Below are 18,532 nucleotides of genomic sequence, written 5' to 3' on the forward strand. Positions count from 1 at the left end.
TGTCATCCCGTCTCTCCCGCTTCGTCGTTGCCGAGCCCAACCGGCGCCTCGGCCACCCGGAACCGGATGGTTCCGCCCGGAGGTATCTGCGCCACCTTGCCCAGGTCCCTATGGGTCACCACCGCGATCACCGGGTATCCGCCTGTCACCGGATGGTCGGCCAGGAACAGCACTGGAAGGCCCGACGGCGGCATCTGGATACTGCCTGCCACGGTTCCTTCGCTGGGCAGTTCGCCGGATGCGGCACGTTCCAGCGGTGTGCCGTCGAGGCGAAGTCCCACCCGGTTGGACTTTGGCGTCACTCCCCAGTCCTGATTGCACAATGATTCGAAGGCGGCCTGGTCGAACCAGTCGTCGCGGGGCCCCGGAACAATGTCCACGGTGACAGGACCTTCGTCTGCCGAGGGCTCATCCGCCGCCGGACCCGGGTGGGCGACGACGCTGGTCGGCGGTGCTTCGGCCACCGGGATGAACGATCCCGCAGCGAGCGGTTCGGGGCCGAGCCCGGACATGGTGTCGGTGGCCCGGCTGCCCAGCACCTCGGGCACGTCGATGCCGCCGCGGATGGCCACGTAGTTGCGCAGCCCCCGCCGTGCCGGGCCAATGGTGAGTTGTTCGCCGTCGAGCAGCGCGAAGGGCGTCTCCAAGGGTGCGCTTCGCGTGTTGGCCGTGCCCTTGATGGTCAGCGAGGATGAGGCGCCCGTGACGGCCACTACCTGGTCGCCGTGCGCTTTGATGGTCAGTCCGCCCATCGCGGTTTCGACGACGGCGTCGTTCGGGCGGTTGCCGGCCAGCCGGTTGGCAGCGGTCATCGCCGGTGCGTCGAGCGCTCCTGCCTCCGAGACGCCCAGATCCGCATAGCCGAACCGTCCCAGGTCCTGGATCAGGCTCTGCGCACCGGGGGAGACGACGGATACTCCCGATCCGGCAGGCTCTCGGGGTTCGCCGGGTTCGCCGCGGTCCTCGGGGCCGGTGGATGCCCCGGTTTCAGCGTCCTCCGGGCCGGCTTCGGCGTGCTGGGAGCCGGGTGCAGTTCCTTGGACATCGATCAGTTCGCGGACTGCCTTGAACTGCACCCTGTTGCCCGGTGCCACCAATGCCGGGTCCTTGCGGTCCAGGTCCCACATTCTGGCGGCGGTGCGGCCTATCAGCTGCCATCCTCCCGGGGAGCGGCGCGGATACACGGCGGAGAACTTGCCGGCCAGGCCCACCGAACCGGGAGGCACCTCGGTCCGCGGACTTGCGCGCCTCGGCACCTCCAGCCGCTCGTCGCCGTCGGCCAGGTAGGCGAATCCGGGGGCGAAACCACCAAAGGCGGCGATCCATGGCCGGCCCGTGTGTGCCTCGATCACTGCATCACGGCTCAAGCCGGTCAGCTCCGCCACATCGTCCAGGTCTTCGCCGTCGTAGACCGTCTCGATCTCGCGCAGGGTGTCGTCAAGATCGGCCGGGCCGGACAGATCGAGCCGCGGAACTTCGGCGGCGATAGTCCGGATGGCGGCCGGCGAATCGGCGGTGACCAGTACGGTTTCGGCGGCAGCGAGCACGTCGACCTGGCCGGGCAGCGGATGTTCGGACAGGTGGGACTTCAGCGACAATACGTCGTCCATGCTGCCCAGCTCGATCATGACGGCATGGGTGCCGACCGGCCGGATGCCCCGAATCTGCACCGTTCAGGCGAACGAGGCGATGGTGATTCCGGCCTCGCGCAGGGCGTCCCTGACGGCCGCCGACATCTCGACGGCTCCGGGGGAATCGCCGTGCAGGCAAATGCTGTCCGCGTCGACGTCGATCACGGTGCCGTCCGTGGTCTTGATCTTCGACTCGGTCGCCACGCGCAGCACGTGTTCGACGACGTCCTCGGTGTTGTGCAGCACCGCGCCGGACTCCCGCCGGGAGACCAGGGTTCCGTCGGGGTTGTAGGCGCGGTCGGCGAAAGCCTCCTGGACGGTGCGCAGCCCGGCCTGGTCCGCGAGCTTCAGCACCGCCGAGTTGGGCAGCACCATCAGCGGCAGCGACGGATCGACGTCCTTGACGGCGTCGACGACGGCCTGGGCGTGCTGCTCGTGATGGACGATGGTGTTGTACAGGGCACCGTGCGGTTTCACGTACTTCACCGCCGTACCGGCCCGGGCGGCGAGGGCCTGCAGAGCGCCGATCTGGTAGACGACGTCGTCGGCCAACTCGCTGGGGGCGACGTCCATGAAGCGGCGGCCGAACCCCTGCAGGTCGCGGTAAGCCGGGTGGGCTCCGATGGTGACTGACGCCGCTGCGGCCGCGCGGCAGGTAGCGCTGATCCAGGCGGGGTCTCCGGCGTGGAATCCGCACGCCACATTGGCGCTGGAGACAGACTCAAAGATGGCGGCGTCGTCGCCGAGCTCCCAGCGGCCGAATGACTCGCCGACGTCGCTGTTCAGATCAATACTGATGGCACCGGTTTCAGCCATGACGATCCCTCATCTCTATCGCGTTGTCACTGTCCACAATGCCCCACCGTACGCGGGCGGTTCAATAGCCGCCCTGGCGCGACGCGGGCGTGGGTCACAGCGCGGCCCGGTGGCGTTGCCCTCGGGCTCCCGCCGAGATAGCTACTTAGCCGCCAGGTAGCCCGTTGCAAGGGGCTACCTGGCGGCGGAGGCGCTCTCTCGGCGTCGCGGACCGATCTGAAACGCAGGGGTGTACTGCAGAATTCGGGTCTGCTAGCACGGCTGCCAGGTCACGCCGCCGGGGTCGTAGCAACGCGGTCCGGTGTATCCCGGATATGGATTGGCCGGCTCGGGAGCGGGCTTGGGCGTGGGCGCAGGTTCGGGAGCCGGCTTCGGAGCGGGCTTGGGCGGTGCGGGCCTGGGCGCAGCGGGCGCCGGTGCCGGAGCGGCAGGCGGCTGTGGCGCCGGGGCGGGTTGAAGGTTTCTCAAACGATCCCGTTCCGCCGCGGCAGCCTGCTCGGCAGCCTTCCGGGCAGCCCGTTCCTCGGCAGCTTTCCGCTCCCGTTCGGCCTTGGCGGCTGCTTGTTGGCGGGCTTCGGCCTTCTTTTCGGCTGCTTCCTTCGCCTCGGACTTCTTCAGCTTGTCCGCCTTGGCTTCGACCTTCTGGAGCCGGTCTTTGCCGGCGGAAATCTTTGCGCCGAGCTTGCTCGTGAACCCGGTGGTCTTTGCGCCGGTAGCGGCGAGCCAGCGGGTGGTGTCCTTGCCCGCCTCAAACGCTTCTTCAAGGGATTCCGCCGCCGTGATCGCCGCCACCAAGGTCGCAGCCGTTGCGGCGGCTGAATCTGCCGTTGACCCCGCCGGTGCGGCGATGGCGTCTGCAAGAGATTGCAGGGTTTGATCCACTTCGGCGGGAACGGAGCATCCCGTTGCTGAGTCGTAGAGTCCGTGCTCCTGCTTCTTTGCCTGATCCTGGGCTGCGCGGACAGGACTGTAGTACTTGTCGTTGGGTTCAAAGAGGACCGCGACCCCGAGGCCCTGCTCCGCGATTTCCGCGTTCACCAAGGTTTTATCAGATGTGAAGACAGCGGCGAGGGTGCGCCCGTACTGATCAGTTCGTTCCTCGTCGTAATCGAGCCCGACCTGGGTGCCGGGTGGGAGCATATCGCGGAGGAAATCGGTCGCTTCCGTGCCCAGGCATTCGACCGGCTTATCCGGGTGCTTCGTTTCCGGAGTGTCGACGTTCAGCAGCCGTACGGTTTCATTCTCGGAATCGATGTTGATGACGAGAGTGTCGCCATCGATGATCCGGACGACACTTCCCGTTTCGGCTCCCGCCGAGTTGCCACAACCCACGAGTGCCGCCGTCAATAGGACGACGAGTCCGGTTTTCCAGGATGTGCCGAACCCGCGACGGCGCGCGGCACTAACTGCCTTGGTCATTGTTGCCCCCAGCAAATGATCGAGTGAATAGAACCAGTTTAGCCTGAACCTTCTTCGATCAGGTTCAAAGGGTGCGGGAGCCGCGGCCGGCTTTTGGCCTCCCTCCGAGGTAGCTATTTGGCCGCCAGGTAGCCCGTTGCAAGGGGCTATCTCGAGGCGGAGGTGCTATCTCGCGGTAGGAGAGGGGGATGCACCTCGCGGTAGGAGAGGAGATCCGTTTCGGGGTACGGGACCGTGTGCAAGGCCGTCTCGATACAGTGAACGGAAACAGGGAACCGGAGGAGAGGTCATGACTGTCCAGTTCGACGCCATTACCGAAGAGTCGTTGCGCGCCCGCGGGAGCAAGAAATGGTCAACGTATCCAGGCGCGATACCCGCATTCGTCGCCGAGATGGACTTCGGCACGGCACCGGCGGTGACAAGTGCCGTGGAGACCGCCGTCGCCGAGTCGTTGTTTGGCTATATGCCGGATGCAGTCGATGGCGCGCTGTCCGAGGCGACGTCTCGGTATCTGCAGGATTCGTACGCGTGGAAGGTGGAGCCTGCCAACATCCGGCCGCTGCCTGATGTGTTGAAGGGCCTCGAGGTTGCTATCGAATACTTTTCGGAGCCCGGCTCAGCCGTTGTCCTCCCGACGCCGGCCTACATGCCGTTCCTGTGGCTGCCGAGAACCCTGGATCGCGAAATCATCCAGGTTCCCATGCTGTCCGACGGCGAAAACTGGGCCCTCGACCTCGATGGCATCGACGAAGCGCTTTCGGGCCGGGGAGGTTTACTCGTCTTCTGCAACCCCCACAACCCGATCGGCAAGGTTTACAGGCGGGATGAAATGCGGGCTGTGGCCGACATTGTCGATAGGCACAACGCCCGGGTGTTCTCGGACGAGATCCACGCTCCGCTCATCTACCCGGGTTCAAGCCATATTCCCTACGCATCGGTGTCAGCCGCCGCCGCGGCACACACCATCACCGCCACCTCGGCGTCGAAAGCCTGGAACCTTCCAGGGCTGAAGTGCGCACAGCTGATCCTGACCAACGACGACGACGCGAAAGTGTGGGCGGATGTTGGCTTCATGGCCGAACACGGCGCGAGCAACCTCGGCGTCGTCGCCAACACCGCTGCCTACGCGGCCGGCCACCAATGGCTCTCGGACGTCCTGGCGTACCTGGATTCGAATCGAAAACTCCTCAGCGATCTCATCGCCGAACACCTGCCCGGCGTTTCCTGCACGCAACCGGACGGCACATACCTGGCATGGCTCGATTGTCGTGCCCTCGAGATTGGCGAGAGCCCGCAGCAGTTTTTCCTGAACGAGGCCGGTGTCGCATGTACGGACGGGGCAGACTGCGGAGATGCCGGCACGGGATTCGTGCGGTTCAATTTCGCGATGCCGAAACCAGTTTTGACCAAGGCAATCAAGAAGATGGGCCAAGCGGTGTCCAATCGCTAAGCGCAGTTAGCCGCCGTCGGCCCAGCGCCATCTTCACCCAGATGTAATAAAATTTCATTGACTTATGTGATGGAGAACACTAATTTCGTGTGTGGGCTGTGACTCCAGTCACGGCCAACTCCAAGAGTGAAGGGCCAGTTCGATGAGGAAATTCAGGACCTCCCTGGCGATTGCGGCGGTTACCGCCCTCGGGCTGACCGCCTGCGGAAGCGGCGGGAGCGGCGACGACGGCGGTAATGGTGGCAGCGGCGGCAACGGCAAAAGCGGCGAAGGGGAAACACTCAGCGTTTGGATCATGGAAGGGACCAATCCCAACGCGGATGCTTTCTTTAAGAAGGCAGGACAGAAGTTCAAGGAAAAGACGGGTGCGAAGCTCGACGTGCAGTTCGTCCAGTGGGGCGAGGCGCATGACCGTTTCGTCACCTCGATTGCCGGCGGCACCACACCTGACGTGGCCGAAACGGGCACGACGTGGACGGCGGAGTTCGCCCAGGCCGGTGCGCTGGCACCGCTCGACGAGCAAGTGAAGGCTGCCGGGATCAAGGAAGATCTGGTCGACGGCCTGGTGGAAGCCGGCACAGTTGATGGCAGCCTCTACGGTATGCCGTGGTACGCCGGTGTGCGGTCCGTGATTTACCGAACCGATGTGTTCAAGGAACTGAACCTGGATGAGCCGCAGTCGTGGGATGAGCTGCTCAAGACCGCGCAGACGATCAAGCAGGAGAAGCCGGACTTGATCCCGTGGGCGGTCCCCGGCGGTTCGCAGTACGCGGCGTACCCGTTCATCTGGGGCACCGGCGGCAAGCTCGCCACCCAGCAGGACGGCAAGTGGGTCTCGGGACTGACGTCCCCGGAAGCGCGGCAGGGTATCGAGTTCTACACCGATCTAGCCTTGGAGCACGGTCTATCCTCGGCGGCGGCGACCACCTGGGATGCCACGGACGTGCTGGACAACTTCGCCAAGGGCAAGCTGCCGATGGCCATCCTCGGCTCGTGGGCCGCTCCGACGCTGATTGAGAAGAACCCGGATCTCGAAGGCAAGCTGGGCGCGTTCCCGATTCCCGGACCCGACGGCGGCTATAGCCCGTCGTTCCTCGGCGGGTCGCACTTGAGCGTCTTCAACAGTGCGGACAACCCGGAGTTGGCCTGGGAGTTCGTCAAGATGTTGACGACGACGGATCTGGCAGCTCAGTGGGCCGAGGAGACGAATTACTTCCCGGGCACGGAATCCCTGCTGGAGAAGTCGATTAATTCCGATGATCCAATGGTCAAGCCCTTCGCCACTCAGATGGTGGAAGCCGGCACAACGGTTCCGGTGACGCCGAAGTTCGGAGCCGTACAGGGAAAGAAGACGATTCCCGCCATGCTCCAGTCGATCCTTGCCGGCGACAAGACCGTCAAGCAGGCGACGTCGGATGCGGCTGCGGAGATCGAAGAAATCCTGAACAGTAAGTAGGCCATTGAGCAGTTCAACCACCTCACCGGTCACGCGCGGGTCAAACCGGCGCGTGGCCGGTGACCCAACGCCTTCACGACGACGGCGGAAACTCAGACTCAGAGCCACCCGGCCCTGGCTGTTGCTGGCACCGGCGCTGCTGCTGTGGCCGCTGGTGCGGGTCTTCCTGTTCTCGCTGCAGGAGTACGGACTGCGCCAGATCGTCAGCGGCGAGTCCAACTACATCGGGTTCGACAACTACGCAGAGATCTTCAGCGAACCGATGCTGTGGCAGATCGTGCTGCCCAACACCATCGGCTTCGCCATTGTCGCCGTTGGCGGGACCGTGGTCTTCGGTACACTCGTCGCCCTGCTGCTGGCGTCGCTGAACCGGATGTGGCGGGCGATTGTCAGCAGCTGCATCATGGTGGCCTGGGCTATGCCGGCGGTGACCGGGACCTATGTGTGGATCTGGCTGTTCGACGCCAACACCGGTCTGGTCAACACCTTGCTGCTGGGCGCCGGGATCCTGGACGAACCGCACAACTGGTTCACGGACCGCTGGTCTTTCTACGCCATTGTGGTGCTGAACATCATCCATCACGGATTTCCCTTCGTCGCGGTTACGGTGCTGGCGGGACTGTTGGGAGTGTCCAAGGAGATGATCGAAGCGGCAACTGTCGATGGCGCGGGCGCCATCCGCCGCTTCTTTCAGATCATCTTCCCAACGTTGAAACCCGTCTTCGCGGTGGTGGTGATCCTGTCCACCATCTGGGACTTCAAGGTCTTCGCACAGATTTACCTGATGCCCGGTGGGTCCGGTTCCAACAGATCGGTGTTGAACCTGGGCGTCTGGTCGTACGTCGAGTCGTTTGCACAGAACCGGTACGGGTTTGGGTCCGCGATTGCTGTGCTGCTGACCGTGATGCTGCTGGTGGTCAGCGTGGTGTACGTGCGGACACTGTTCAAGGAGGAGAAATGAGCGCTCCCGCAGCCCCCGCAGCCCCCGGTGTCCCGGCAGATGCGACCCGGGCACGGATTCCGGCCCGGCGGCCCCGGAGCCGGCGCGCCAAATGGATCCTGTTCGGCAAGAGCGTGGCGGTGGCGGCCTTGCTGATTTTCACGCTGTTCCCGACCCTGTGGATGATTTCCGGCGCCTTCGATGCGCGGGCCTCCAGCGCCTCAGCGTCGCTGATTCCGGTCGAGTTCACCCTGGAAAACTTCACGTATGTCCTCGCCGAGGGCGGCTTCGCACGGTACCTGCTGAACTCCGTCATCGTCGCGCTGCTCACTGTAGCCGCATCAGGTGCGCTGGCGCTGTTTGCCTCTGTCGCCGTCGCCCGTTTCAAGTTCAAATTCCGCACCAGCATCCTGATGATGGTGCTGATTATCCAAATGGTTCCGCTCGAGGCACTGGTCATCCCGCTGTTCGTCCAGGTGAGGAACCTGCAGATGCTCAACAGCCTGCTCGGGCTCGTGGTGGTCTACGTGGCGTTTTCGCTGCCGTTCGCGATCTGGATGCTCCGCGGTTTTGTCGCCGCGGTTCCCGAGGAACTGGAAGAGGCGGCCTATATCGACGGCGCCAGCTGGTGGCGGATGTTCCGCTCGGTGCTCTTCCCGCTGGTGGCGCCGGGGTTGGTGGCCACCAGCGTGTTCGCCTTCATCACCGCGTGGAACGAATTCATCTTCGCGCTGACCTTCATGAACGACCCGGAAAAGTACACGGTGGCCGTGGGCCTGCAGCAGTTCTTCGGCCAGTATTCGAACCAGTGGGGCTACATCATGGCCGCCTCCACCCTCATCACTATCCCGGTGATGATCTTCTTCGTCGCCGTGCAGGGCAAACTCAGCAGCGGCCTGGTCTCCGGGGCGGTGAAGGGATGAGCGACCCGGGCCTGGTCCGGCTGGTCAACGCCCTGGTACTGCCGGGATTCCATGGCACCACCCTGCCCGGTTGGCTGGACACCGCGCTGACCAACGGGCTGGCCGGCATCGTCTATTTCGCGCCAAATGTCGACGCCGATGACCCTCACCAGCTGCCAGCACTGTCGGCATCCATCCGAGCGGCCAATCCGGATGCCGTCATCGCCGTCGACGAGGAGGGCGGCAGCGTATCCCGGCTGGAGGCGGCAGCCGGTTCGACCGTGCCCTCCGCCCTGGCACTGGGGACGCTTGACGACGTCGGCATCACCCGCGAGGCCGGTCGAACCCTCGGGGAGCTGGCCCGGAAGGCCGGCATCAATATGGCGCTGGCGCCGGTGGCCGATGTCAACACAAACCCGCTCAACCCGGTGATCGGCGTGCGTTCCTTCGGTTCCGACACGCCGCTCGTGTCCCGGCACGTACAGGCCATGGCCGAAGGCATCCAGTCGCGGCGGGTGGGTGCCTGCGCGAAGCACTTTCCCGGCCACGGCGACACCAGCACCGACTCGCACCTCGACTTGCCGCGGCTGTCACGGTCGCTGGAGGAGGTGGCCGAACACCACCTGCCTCCGTTTCAAGCGGCCGTCGATTCCGGAGTGCAGGCGGTGATGAGCGCCCACATCGTGATCGACGAACTGGGGCGGCAGCCGGCCACCCTGAATCCCGACGCCGGGGCGCTGCTCCGGGAACTCGGATTCGAGGGGCTGCTGATCACCGATGCGCTGGATATGGCGGCCATCCGCGCCACCGTCGGCTCGGGCCCCGGTGCGGTGATGGCGGTGCAGGCCGGGGCCGATGTGCTGTGCGTGGGCAACCCCGCCAACCACTCGACAGCGCCGGGAAGCGACGAGTCTGAGTACCTCCAGGTGCGCGATGCCCTGCTGCAGGCCGTGGAGGCCGGCGATATTCCGCCCGCCCGGCTGGAAGCTTCGGCGGAGCGGATCGGCCGGTTCGTCGAATGGACACGGCAGGAACCGGAGCCATGGGCCCCAGCCGTGGACTGGGTCGAGGTCACGGGTCGGACCATCCAAGGCCGCGCCATCCGCGGCCGGGGCACGGTGACCGGGCCGGTCTGCATCCTCGACATACGCACAGGCCGCAACGTGGCTGCCGGGAAGACCGCCGACGTCGTCAGTACAGCTTTGGCGCAGAAGGTGGCTGTCACAGCCCGACCCGTGACTGATCCGGCCGCCGTGGAGTCCACCATTGCGGAGTTGGAACTGGGGGCGGAGGACAGCGTGCTGGTGCTGGCCGACAACCTCGAACCAGGCGGAACGCAGTTCGCCACAGCTGATCGGATCCACGCGAAGCTGCCGCAGAGCATCTGTATCAACGCCGGGATGGTGCCATCCACGCAGCCCCGGTGGCCGATGATCCATACCTGCGGGCTGTCCCGATCAACGGGCGAAGCGCTGGCCCGCCGACTGGTGCAGGACCGCTGAGAGCCATGCGCATCATGTCAGTGCAATCGGGAACATCGGCCGACGGGATCGATGTCGCCGTCGTCGATATTGCCGTCGACGACGGCGACCGGACCGCGCTGGTCCTCACGCCGGTGTCTTTCGCAACGGTTGAATGGCCCGAACCGCTCCGGGCGCGGATCCTGCGGGCGATGACCCCGAAACCGGTCACCATGGCCGAAGTCAACGAACTCAACGCACTGCTGGGGCGGCAGTTCGGAGCCGCCGCCATGGGGCACGGGGCCGGGGGCGTGGACCTGGTCGTCTCGCACGGGCAGACGGTCCATCACTGGGTCGACGGGGGAGTGGCGGCCGGAACCCTGCAGCTCGGCGAACCGGCGTGGATCGCCGAAGCGACAGGTGCCCCGGTGCTGGCCAACCTGCGCGCCGCCGACATCGCGGCCGGCGGGCAGGGCGCCCCACTGATGGGGATCTTCGACCGGCTGTGGCTACAGACTGCGGCCGACGCGCGGGAGGCCGCCGTGGCCACCGTGAATCTCGGCGGAATCGCCAACGTCTCAATGGTCGAACCCGGCGGCCGGGTCACCGCCTGGGACACCGGGCCCGGCAACTGCCTGATCGACGCCGTCACCAATGCGCGCACCGGCGGCCGGCTCGGGTATGATCGGGATGGTGCGCTCGCCGCTGCCGGGACGGTGGATGAGGCGCTGCTCGAGCGGTTGATGGCACACCCCTACCTTGAACAGGAGCCCCCGAAATCGACCGGACGCGAAACCTTCACGCTGGACTTCGTGGAGGAAGCGATCCGTGCGGAGGGTTACCAGGGACTGGAACTGGCCGACGTGGTTGCGACGCTGACCGAATTCACCGCTGCCACCCTGGCGGAGTCGCTGAGCGGGCGGCCGGCGGCGCCGGTGTCCGTGATCGCATCCGGGGGAGGCGTGCATAATCCGTCCCTGATGGAATCGCTGAAGCGCCGGACCGGCGCCCATGGTGTGGAGCTTACGGTCAGCGCCCACCACGGGCTGGATCCGGACGCGAAGGAAAACTATCTCTTCGCACTGATCGGCTTCCACAGCTGGCACGGGATCGCATCGACGCTGCCGGACATCACCGGAGCGCGCAGGCCGGTGATGCTGGGGCAACTGGTTCCTGCCGCCGTCGGGCTTAAGCTCCCTGAACCGTTGCCGCCGTTCCGCCGGCTGACCGTGAACCTCATTCATCGCTGACCAATGAAATCGGGCTCATCCGGGTTGCCGACCGGGCAGTCCACAGGCTGGTGAGGCCGACGACGAGGAATGCGCCTGCCACCAGGGCACCGATGGCCAGCCACGGAAGTTCCACGACGCCGACGCCGCTCATGCGTTCCAGCGCCCCGCGCATCCCGAGGATTGTCCCGGTGGCAGCGACGCCGCCCAGCAGGATCCCGATTGCGGTGACCGTTTCAGACTCCAGCACCGCCATCCGCACCACCTGTCTTCTGGTGAGCCCGCTCAACCGGGCCGCGGCGAACTCGGATCGTCGATCGGCGGCGGTAATGACCACCACAGCGTTGATTGCTGCGAAGAGGGCGTACAGACTCGCCATCCCGAGGAGCACGGTGAAGATGCGCAACTGGGTGTCCTGCTCCGCAGCGGCTTGTTGCTGCACCCATGCGTCGACGCTATCGACCGTGCCGGGAACCGCCGTCCGGATGTTGTCGCCAACCGCGGCGGGGTCAGCCCCCTGAACCGTCGAGACGAATGTCTGCGCCGTCGCCGACGGAAGCACGGACTCCGGCGCAATTCCTTTCGGCAACAACAGGTCAGGGCCGCCGTACGGCGTCGTGGGCAGCACCGCGACGATCGGCAGTTGCAGTTGTCGGTCCCCGATCTTCAGGTGGACGGTGTCGCCGATTGAGTACCCGAGCTCTCCGGAACGCCCGGGCCCCAAGGCAACAGCTTGTCCGTGCAACTGCTCCAGTGAACCCGCTACCGGCTGCACACGGTGCGCCCGCAGGTAGTCGTCCGGGTCCACGACCCGAGCGTTCCCGGACTCCATTGCTCCGCCGAGCGCGTCCTCTTCGTGCTCGACGTTCGTCATGACGAGCGGCACGTCGACCTCTACTGACGCGTTGGCAACGGCTTGGACTCCCGGGATGCGGTGCGCCTCATCCGCCGGGGAGGTGACGACGAGGTCGGCCGCTGTATCGCGGTGCAGCGTCTGTTCGGATGCCGCCGTGCTCGAGAACGAAGTGCCGAGCAGACCCACAAGGAGTCCGACGAGCATGATCAGTGGCGCAGCCGTTGCCGCGTTCCGCCGGACGCCGTCGCGCACGTTCGCCGCGGCCAGGGTGCCGATCGTGTGCTTACGAAAGAGCAATCCGAGTACCCGGCCAAAGACCGGGACGACAAGCGGGCTCAGCGTGGAGAGTCCGACCGCGGCCGCGAGCGTGACGAGCATCATCAGTGGCATCGCGCCCGATGGATCCACCGACTGGGCAACGATGATCAACGCCACGGCCACCGCCAGGAAGACCATCCCGACGAACCAACGTGACGCTGTCATCACCCGCGCCTCGTCGCCGGTGCCGCGGAGGGCGTCCAGCGGCCGTACCCGCCCGGCCCGGCGCGATGCGGCCAGCACACCCGCGAGCGCCACGCCGAGACCGATGCCAACGGACACCGCGAAGATCCAGTGCTGCCATCCCGGGCGGAACCCGGCCGGGAGGAAACCGAACATAACGAGCAGTTGCGACTGCAACCGCATCAGTGCCAGGCCCAGCGGAACCCCGAGCGCGGTGCCAACCAGTCCGAGCAGTGCCGCCTCGCCCAGCAGCAGCTTGCGTAACTGCTTCCGGTTGCCGCCTGTGAGCCGGAGCAGCGCCAGATCCCGCCTGCGCTGGGCGACGGTGAAGGCGAAGGTCGAGCTGACTATGAAAATGGTCAGGAACAGCGCCAGCGCGAGCGTGATACCGACTACGGGGATCGCCAGGGCGTAGCTGTCCATCAGCTGCGCGCGTTCCAGGGTGGAAAGTCCAGCAGGCGCCTCCAACGTTGCCGCCGTGACGAGGATGAGCAGCGACGATTGCACGAGAGCCACGCCAATGGCCACCGTGAGGATCGAGCCGAGGAACAGTTGCCACTGTTCGCGGAACGTACTTGCCGAAAGCCGGAGCATTGCCCTCATACCTCCAGTGCCGCGAGACGTTCGGCGACTCCTGGCGCCGTCGGGCTGTGGGCATGGTCGACGATCCGGCCATCGGAGAGGAACAGCACGGAATCTGCCCACGCCGCGGCCGCCGGGTCATGGGTGACCATGACGATGCTCTGCCCGGACGTGTCGACCATGTCGCGGAGCAGGGCGAGCACGCTCTTTGCCGACGAGGAGTCGAGCGCTCCCGTCGGTTCGTCGGCGAAGAGCACCGCCGGGCGCGTGATCATCGCCCGCGCGATGGCGACACGCTGGCGCTGGCCGCCGGAGAGTTCGCGGGGCCGGTGCCTGGACCGGTCGGCGAGGCCCACACTCGCCAGCACGTCTCTGGCGTCCCGCGTGGATACGCGCTGGCCGCCGAGCCGCAGCGGCAGGGCCACATTCTGCTCGGCGGTCAGCGAGCCGATCAGGTTGAAGTTCTGGAATACGAAGCCAATGGTGTCCCTGCGCAGGGACGTGAGCTCCTCATCCGAGGCTGCGGTGATGTCGGTGCCCGCGAGCAGCACCTCACCGCTGGTGACTGATTCCAACCCTGCCGCGGCGTGCAGCAGGGTCGACTTCCCGGAGCCGGATGGGCCCATGACCGCCGTCCACCCCGCGTCCGGGAAACGGGTGCTGACGCCGTCGAGCGCATTTACCGCGGTACCGTGCTTTCCGTATGTTCGCCTCACGCCGCGCAGTTCGACAGCGGGGAGGTTCTCAGTGGCCGTTGCCGCAGGCTCGGCCCGTAGATCTGTGTTCATCATGCGCATTACGGTAGGAGCAGGCATACAGCCCGCACATCACCCTGCCGTATAGTCCTGAGCCCCTACGCCAGTGGCATGCCCGCGGGGAGTCTTCCCCCGGCAAGGCAGAACCCGGCCGGCCAACGACGTGGATGCCGGCCGCTATGATTCACCGGCCGCGACAGACGAGTCCTCGGGACTGGGATCCGGGATCTCCTCGTGCCGGCGCTGCGGCAGCCGGCGGGACGGAATAATTGCCAGGGCGCTGATTCCGGCCAGCACCAGCAGCCCGGTCCGCAACGCGGTCAGCCGGGCCTCGGTGTTGACCTGTACCGCTTGGTCGACATCGGCCGGGGCGACGTTGCTGTCCTCGAGGGTGTCGCGCAGCTGGTCGTTGGCGATGAAGTTGACATCGGCCACTTCGAGCCTGGCCTCGAGGTCATCGGAGAGCCCGCCGTTGACGGCTATGGACTGGGTGATGCCAATGGACAGCAGCATCACCAGCAGCGCGCCCGAGACGGCGGTGCCGACGGCCGAGGCCAGGTTCTGGGCCGTGCCCCGGACAGAGCCGACGTCGCCGGCCAACGATGCCGGAGCGGAGGTAACCAGCACGTTGAACACCAGCGTGACCAAGGCACCCTGGCCGACCCCGAAGGCGATGAGCCCGAGGATCGTTGGCAGCGTCTGCCAATCGTTGGTGACGACGATGGCGAGCCACACCAGGGCGATAGTGGTGAGGCAGAAAGAGAATTGGGCGATCGTGCGGCTGGAGAATTTCCGGTAGAAGCGCACGACGAGCAGTGCCGAGATGAACACCGTCAGGTTGAACGGCATCATGGCGAAGGCGGTGTCCAGCGCGCTGCGGCCCTGGACGATCTGGATATACAGCGGAATGGTGAAGTTCACGGCCGCTTCGAGCGCGACGATGATGAACATGGCGAAGATCGCTGCCCGCTCCTTGGGGGTGCCGATGACCCGAAGATCGATCAGCGGCACCTGGCCGATGGCGCTGCGCCGTCGGGTCCACACGAGGAAGCCGTGGCCGAGCACCACCCCGATAAGGATCAGCACCGGGGCGGGGGAGAGGCCGATGAGGCTGAACGGTGCGCCGTCGGTCGCGGCGAGCACACCCCAGCCGTTGAGGTTGTTGAAGCCCAGGGTCAGGCACATGATTGACGTGCCGATCAGGATCGCCCCGACACCGTCGATGGTCACGGTGCGGTCGCCGCGGTCGCCGCGCAGGCTGAAGCTGAGGATGAAGATCAGGATAGTCAAGCCGGCAAGCAGCATCCACACCGGTCGCCAGCCGATGTAGGTTCCGAGCACACCGCCGATCAGGAAGGCGCTGATCCCCGAGGCCGCCCGCGCCGATCCCAACGACCCGACTGCAGTGGCCTGCTGGTCCCCGTGGTAATTTTCGGCGATCAGCGCGACCAAAGCGGGGACGAGTATCGCGGCGGAGGCGCCGGCCAGGCCCTGCGCCGCGATCATGAACCAGACTCCGGGCGCCGTCACCATGAGGATTGTTGAGAGCAGGAAGAGGATTAGCACACCGCGGAACACCACCACCCAGCCGAAACGCTGTCCCAGCTTGGCGCCAAGCATGACCAGCGCCGCCACGGCCAGACCGTACATGACGATGCCGGTACTGACGGTGGTCGGCGCCGCACCGAAGTCTTCGACCATGCCCCCGAGGGAAACGGGCAGGGCAGCCACGTTGAATGACATGAGCACTTGCGTCAGCGCGATGGCGATCATCGGCCGCCAGGAGTTCCGTGCGGCGGCCGAAGCGGTGGCCCCGTCATGAGACATTACATTAGCTCCAATCGTCAGTCCGGTCTGGAGGCGAAGAGATTCAGTCCGAGAGTTCGGGAGAGGAAGCGAGTGGCGCGCTGGCCACGGACGCTGTTGCCTGCCGGATCCAGGGGCGGGGAGAACGTGGCAATGCAGCCCTTTCCGGGCGAGACGGTGATGATGCCGCCGGAGACCCCGCTCTTGCCCGGCATTCCGATGTCGTAGAGCCAATCGCCGGAGCGCTCGTACAGCCCTGACGCGGCCATCGATGCCAGTACGTGCCGGCAGGTGATGGAATCGACGACGCGCTCGCCGGTGACCGGGTTGACCCCGCCGTCGGCCAATGTAGCGCCCATAGTGGCCAGGTCGGTCACCGAGACCAGCAGCGAGCAGGTTTTCGTGTAGATGTCGGTGGTTGCCTCCGGATCGAAATACAGGTGACCATAGCTGTCCAGCAGCCGGGCCAGGGCCCGATTTCGCTGGTTGGTCGCTGCCTCCGATTCATACGTCTCCACATCCAGTTCCAGCCGACGTCCGGCGAAGGCGGAGAGCGACTCCTGGATCAGCTGCCACTTCGCCTCGGAGCTGCCCCCGGGAACCAGGCTGGTGGCGGCAAGCGCACCAGCATTGACCATCGGATTCCTCGGCGCACCGGCATTGAGCTCCAGGGCCATGACGGAGTTGAAAGGAAGGCCGGTGTTGTTGACCCCGATCTTCTCCCACACCTGCCGGTGGGGCAGTTCGCGGCACAGCACACCGTAGACGAAGGCCTTGGAGATGGACTGGATCGAAAAGCGCGGCCACGCATCCCCGGCGGTGTGGGTGGAACCATTGACTTCGGTGACGGCGAGTCCGTACAGATTTCGCTCGGCCCGGGCGAGCGTTGGAATGTAGTCTGCCACCGCTCCGTCGTCGACATCCGCATAACGGTACCGTGCCTGCTGCAGCAGCTCCTCGACACGGTCGAAAGAGGGAAGGTGCCCAGTGGAAATCGCGGCGCGTTCGACATCTTCGCCGAAATCCTCATTTTCCGGTCCCACCTCGGGGCCTGGACACATGACTCCTCCCTTCCGGGAGTAAGTCTGCCAAGGCTCGTTGCCCTTGGCAAGGGGTTGGTGCGGGCAGGGCAGCTCGGCAGGCTCGGTCAGTCGACCTGGTGGAAGCGGTCGCGGGTGGCGAACAACGCCCCGGCGGCCAGCAGGGCTGCACCGAGCAGCACCAGGCCGAGCGGGACCGCACTTGCCGCACCGCCCAGCCCGGTCAGCGGGCTGACGACTGCTCCCATGGTGAACTGAGCACCACCCAGCCAGGCAGAGCCGCTGCCGGAGACATGCCGTACTTCGGCCAGGGCGAGGCTGGTCGTGTTGCCCATGGTGAATCCGACACTGGTGGTCAGCAGGAACACCAGCACCGCCAGCGTCCACCCCGGGGCGCTGAACAAAGCGCACAGGAAAAAGGCTGCCGCGACACCCACCAGGGTGCAAACCGCCACGGTGACGGTCCTTCTCACCGGCACACGTCCTGCCAGCCGGGCCGATATCAGGCCGCCGCTCATCAGGCCCAAGGCGTTGGCGCCGAAGAGCACTGCGAAAACGGTGGGGGGACAGCCCGATGATTTCCTGGTAGAGGAACGGCGAGGCGGAGATATAGCCCATCATCACGCCGAAAGCCGATGCGAAGAGGACCGCATAGCCAACGAACCGCCGGTGGCGGATGGCAACGGCGAGCCCGCCGAAGAGCGGACCCGTGCGCCGCCGCGCGACAGGCAATGACTCGCGCACCTGCCACAACGCGCCGATCAGCATCAGAATCGACATAGCGGTGATCGCCCACAGCACCGCACGCCAGCCGGCGTTGACGAAGATCAGGCTGCCCAGGCTCGGTGCCACGGCAGGTGCGACGGCGACGAGCGTCGCCAAAATGCTGAATAAGCGAGCCGCTTGCGCCCCGGAGCTCCGGTCGGAAATCACCGCACGGCTGAGCACCACCCCGGCAGAGGCGCTGACCCCCTGCAGGAACCGGAACGCAATCAACCAGGCGATGGTCGGGGACAGCGCCACCGCCACCGAGGACAGCACGAAAACGCTGGAGCCGATCAGCAACGGGCGAATCCGCCCGTACCGGTCGGACAGCGGCCCGAACAGCAGCTGGCCGGCGCTCATGCCCAGCAGGAAAGCGGTAAGCGTCAGCTGGATGGCCGAGGCGCCGACGTCGAAGTCCTGCGCCATGCGCGGGAAGGCCGGCAGGTAGAGATCGGTGGCAATCGGGCCGGCCATCGACAGCATCGCCAGGGCAGTCAGCAGCAGCGCGGGAAAGCGTGTTGAAGCGGTGGCTCCGGTTGTCAGGCGGCTCGAGGGCATGCGCTGATGCTAACTCTTAGCCGGGCAGCAGTCCGACCACATCAGCGAGTTGGTACACCGCCAGCCCGGTGACGACCACCAACACGACCGTTCCGCAGATGTTAGTGAATGTTCCGTTGCTGTACTTGCCCAGGAACCCCTTGCGGTTCATGACGATCATCAGGAATGCGGCGATGATGGGCAGCAGAATGCCGTTGGCTGCTTGGGCGATGACGATGACCGCGACGGCATTTGTTGAACGGAGCGGATATAGTCGCAGGCACACTCTCAACGCCAGGTGCTCGACTTTGTCCGTCGCAGTGCCGGCGAGGCAGGCGCCAGACGGCGGCGGGCCGGGCTCCGAAGCCAACTGCCGCGACTTAAACC

15 protein-coding genes and 1 pseudogene are annotated in these 18,532 nt (G+C 65.7%); 6 read left to right on the plus strand and 10 right to left on the minus strand.

Annotated features, from left to right (window positions below; all coding sequences use genetic code 11):
* Nucleotides 1-2 precede the first annotated feature (2 nt).
* From H535_RS0117625 to H535_RS27970, 3 genes are all read right to left on the minus strand, one after another.
* On the minus strand, nucleotides 3-1,670 hold the full coding sequence (locus H535_RS0117625; protein WP_026820588.1) for a 5-oxoprolinase subunit B/C family protein: 1,668 nt from the start codon (nucleotides 1,668-1,670) through the stop codon (nucleotides 3-5).
* A 3-nt stretch (nucleotides 1,671-1,673) separates the two neighbouring features.
* A complete protein-coding gene (locus H535_RS0117630) occupies nucleotides 1,674-2,447 on the minus strand; it encodes a LamB/YcsF family protein (protein ID WP_035770081.1) in 774 nt (257 codons plus the stop codon).
* A 252-nt stretch (nucleotides 2,448-2,699) separates the two neighbouring features.
* Nucleotides 2,700-3,866 carry a thermonuclease family protein gene (locus tag H535_RS27970; protein ID WP_081416780.1) on the minus strand — a complete coding sequence of 389 codons (1,167 nt, stop codon included), beginning with the start codon at nucleotides 3,864-3,866 and terminating at the stop codon, nucleotides 2,700-2,702.
* 289 nt (nucleotides 3,867-4,155) lie between these two features.
* Here H535_RS27970 and H535_RS0117640 point away from each other — a divergent pair, with 289 nt between their 5' ends.
* The 6 genes from H535_RS0117640 to H535_RS0117665 all read left to right on the plus strand — a co-directional run bounded on the left by H535_RS0117640 (nucleotide 4,156) and on the right by H535_RS0117665 (nucleotide 11,324).
* Nucleotides 4,156-5,316: a MalY/PatB family protein gene (locus H535_RS0117640; protein WP_026820590.1), complete on the plus strand. Its 1,161-nt coding sequence runs from the start codon at nucleotides 4,156-4,158 to the stop codon at nucleotides 5,314-5,316.
* 142 nt (nucleotides 5,317-5,458) lie between these two features.
* Complete coding sequence (locus tag H535_RS0117645; protein ID WP_026820591.1) at nucleotides 5,459-6,772, plus strand: sugar ABC transporter substrate-binding protein; 1,314 nt, start codon at nucleotides 5,459-5,461, stop codon at nucleotides 6,770-6,772.
* Between the two features lie 52 nt (nucleotides 6,773-6,824).
* The gene (locus H535_RS0117650) at nucleotides 6,825-7,733 is read left to right on the plus strand and encodes a carbohydrate ABC transporter permease (protein ID WP_051299494.1); all 909 of its coding nucleotides are present in this window, start codon (nucleotides 6,825-6,827) and stop codon (nucleotides 7,731-7,733) included.
* Nucleotides 7,730-8,635, plus strand: coding sequence for a carbohydrate ABC transporter permease (locus H535_RS0117655; protein ID WP_081416781.1), 906 nt, complete (start codon nucleotides 7,730-7,732; stop codon nucleotides 8,633-8,635). The genes H535_RS0117650 and H535_RS0117655 overlap by 4 nt, the downstream gene beginning before the upstream one ends.
* Entirely contained in the window at nucleotides 8,632-10,116 is a 1,485-nt protein-coding gene (locus H535_RS26380) for a glycoside hydrolase family 3 protein (protein WP_035770082.1), read from the plus strand. The genes H535_RS0117655 and H535_RS26380 overlap by 4 nt, the downstream gene beginning before the upstream one ends.
* Before the next feature lie 5 nt (nucleotides 10,117-10,121).
* Entirely contained in the window at nucleotides 10,122-11,324 is a 1,203-nt protein-coding gene (locus tag H535_RS0117665; protein WP_026820594.1) for an anhydro-N-acetylmuramic acid kinase, read from the plus strand.
* Here the strand turns inward: H535_RS0117665 and H535_RS0117670 are convergent.
* From H535_RS0117670 to H535_RS0117700, 7 genes and pseudogenes are all read right to left on the minus strand, one after another.
* Nucleotides 11,311-13,263: an FtsX-like permease family protein gene (locus H535_RS0117670; protein WP_211236627.1), complete on the minus strand. Its 1,953-nt coding sequence runs from the start codon at nucleotides 13,261-13,263 to the stop codon at nucleotides 11,311-11,313. The two genes, H535_RS0117665 and H535_RS0117670, sit on opposite strands and share 14 nt — an antisense overlap.
* Nucleotides 13,260-14,033, minus strand: a complete 774-nt coding sequence (locus H535_RS0117675) for an ABC transporter ATP-binding protein (RefSeq protein WP_245580369.1) — start codon at nucleotides 14,031-14,033, stop codon at nucleotides 13,260-13,262. The genes H535_RS0117670 and H535_RS0117675 overlap by 4 nt, the downstream gene beginning before the upstream one ends.
* Nucleotides 14,034-14,174: 141 nt before the next feature.
* Nucleotides 14,175-15,824, minus strand: a complete 1,650-nt coding sequence (locus tag H535_RS0117680; protein ID WP_155838761.1) for an MFS transporter — start codon at nucleotides 15,822-15,824, stop codon at nucleotides 14,175-14,177.
* A 17-nt stretch (nucleotides 15,825-15,841) separates the two neighbouring features.
* Nucleotides 15,842-16,864 carry a glutaminase A gene (glsA, locus tag H535_RS30080; protein ID WP_035770084.1) on the minus strand — a complete coding sequence of 341 codons (1,023 nt, stop codon included), beginning with the start codon at nucleotides 16,862-16,864 and terminating at the stop codon, nucleotides 15,842-15,844.
* A gap of 86 nt (nucleotides 16,865-16,950) precedes the next feature.
* The gene (locus H535_RS30085; protein WP_026820599.1) at nucleotides 16,951-17,391 is read right to left on the minus strand and encodes an MFS transporter; all 441 of its coding nucleotides are present in this window, start codon (nucleotides 17,389-17,391) and stop codon (nucleotides 16,951-16,953) included.
* Nucleotides 17,392-17,455: 64 nt separating this feature from the next.
* Nucleotides 17,456-18,166: pseudogene (locus H535_RS30430) on the minus strand (Bcr/CflA family efflux MFS transporter); the annotation flags it as partial.
* A 16-nt stretch (nucleotides 18,167-18,182) separates the two neighbouring features.
* A complete protein-coding gene (locus H535_RS0117700) occupies nucleotides 18,183-18,515 on the minus strand; it encodes a hypothetical protein (protein WP_155838762.1) in 333 nt (110 codons plus the stop codon).
* Between the last annotated feature and the right edge of the window lie 17 nt (nucleotides 18,516-18,532).

This window comes from Arthrobacter castelli DSM 16402, assembly GCF_000430705.1.
Taxonomy (GTDB): domain Bacteria; phylum Actinomycetota; class Actinomycetes; order Actinomycetales; family Micrococcaceae; genus Arthrobacter_C; species Arthrobacter_C castelli.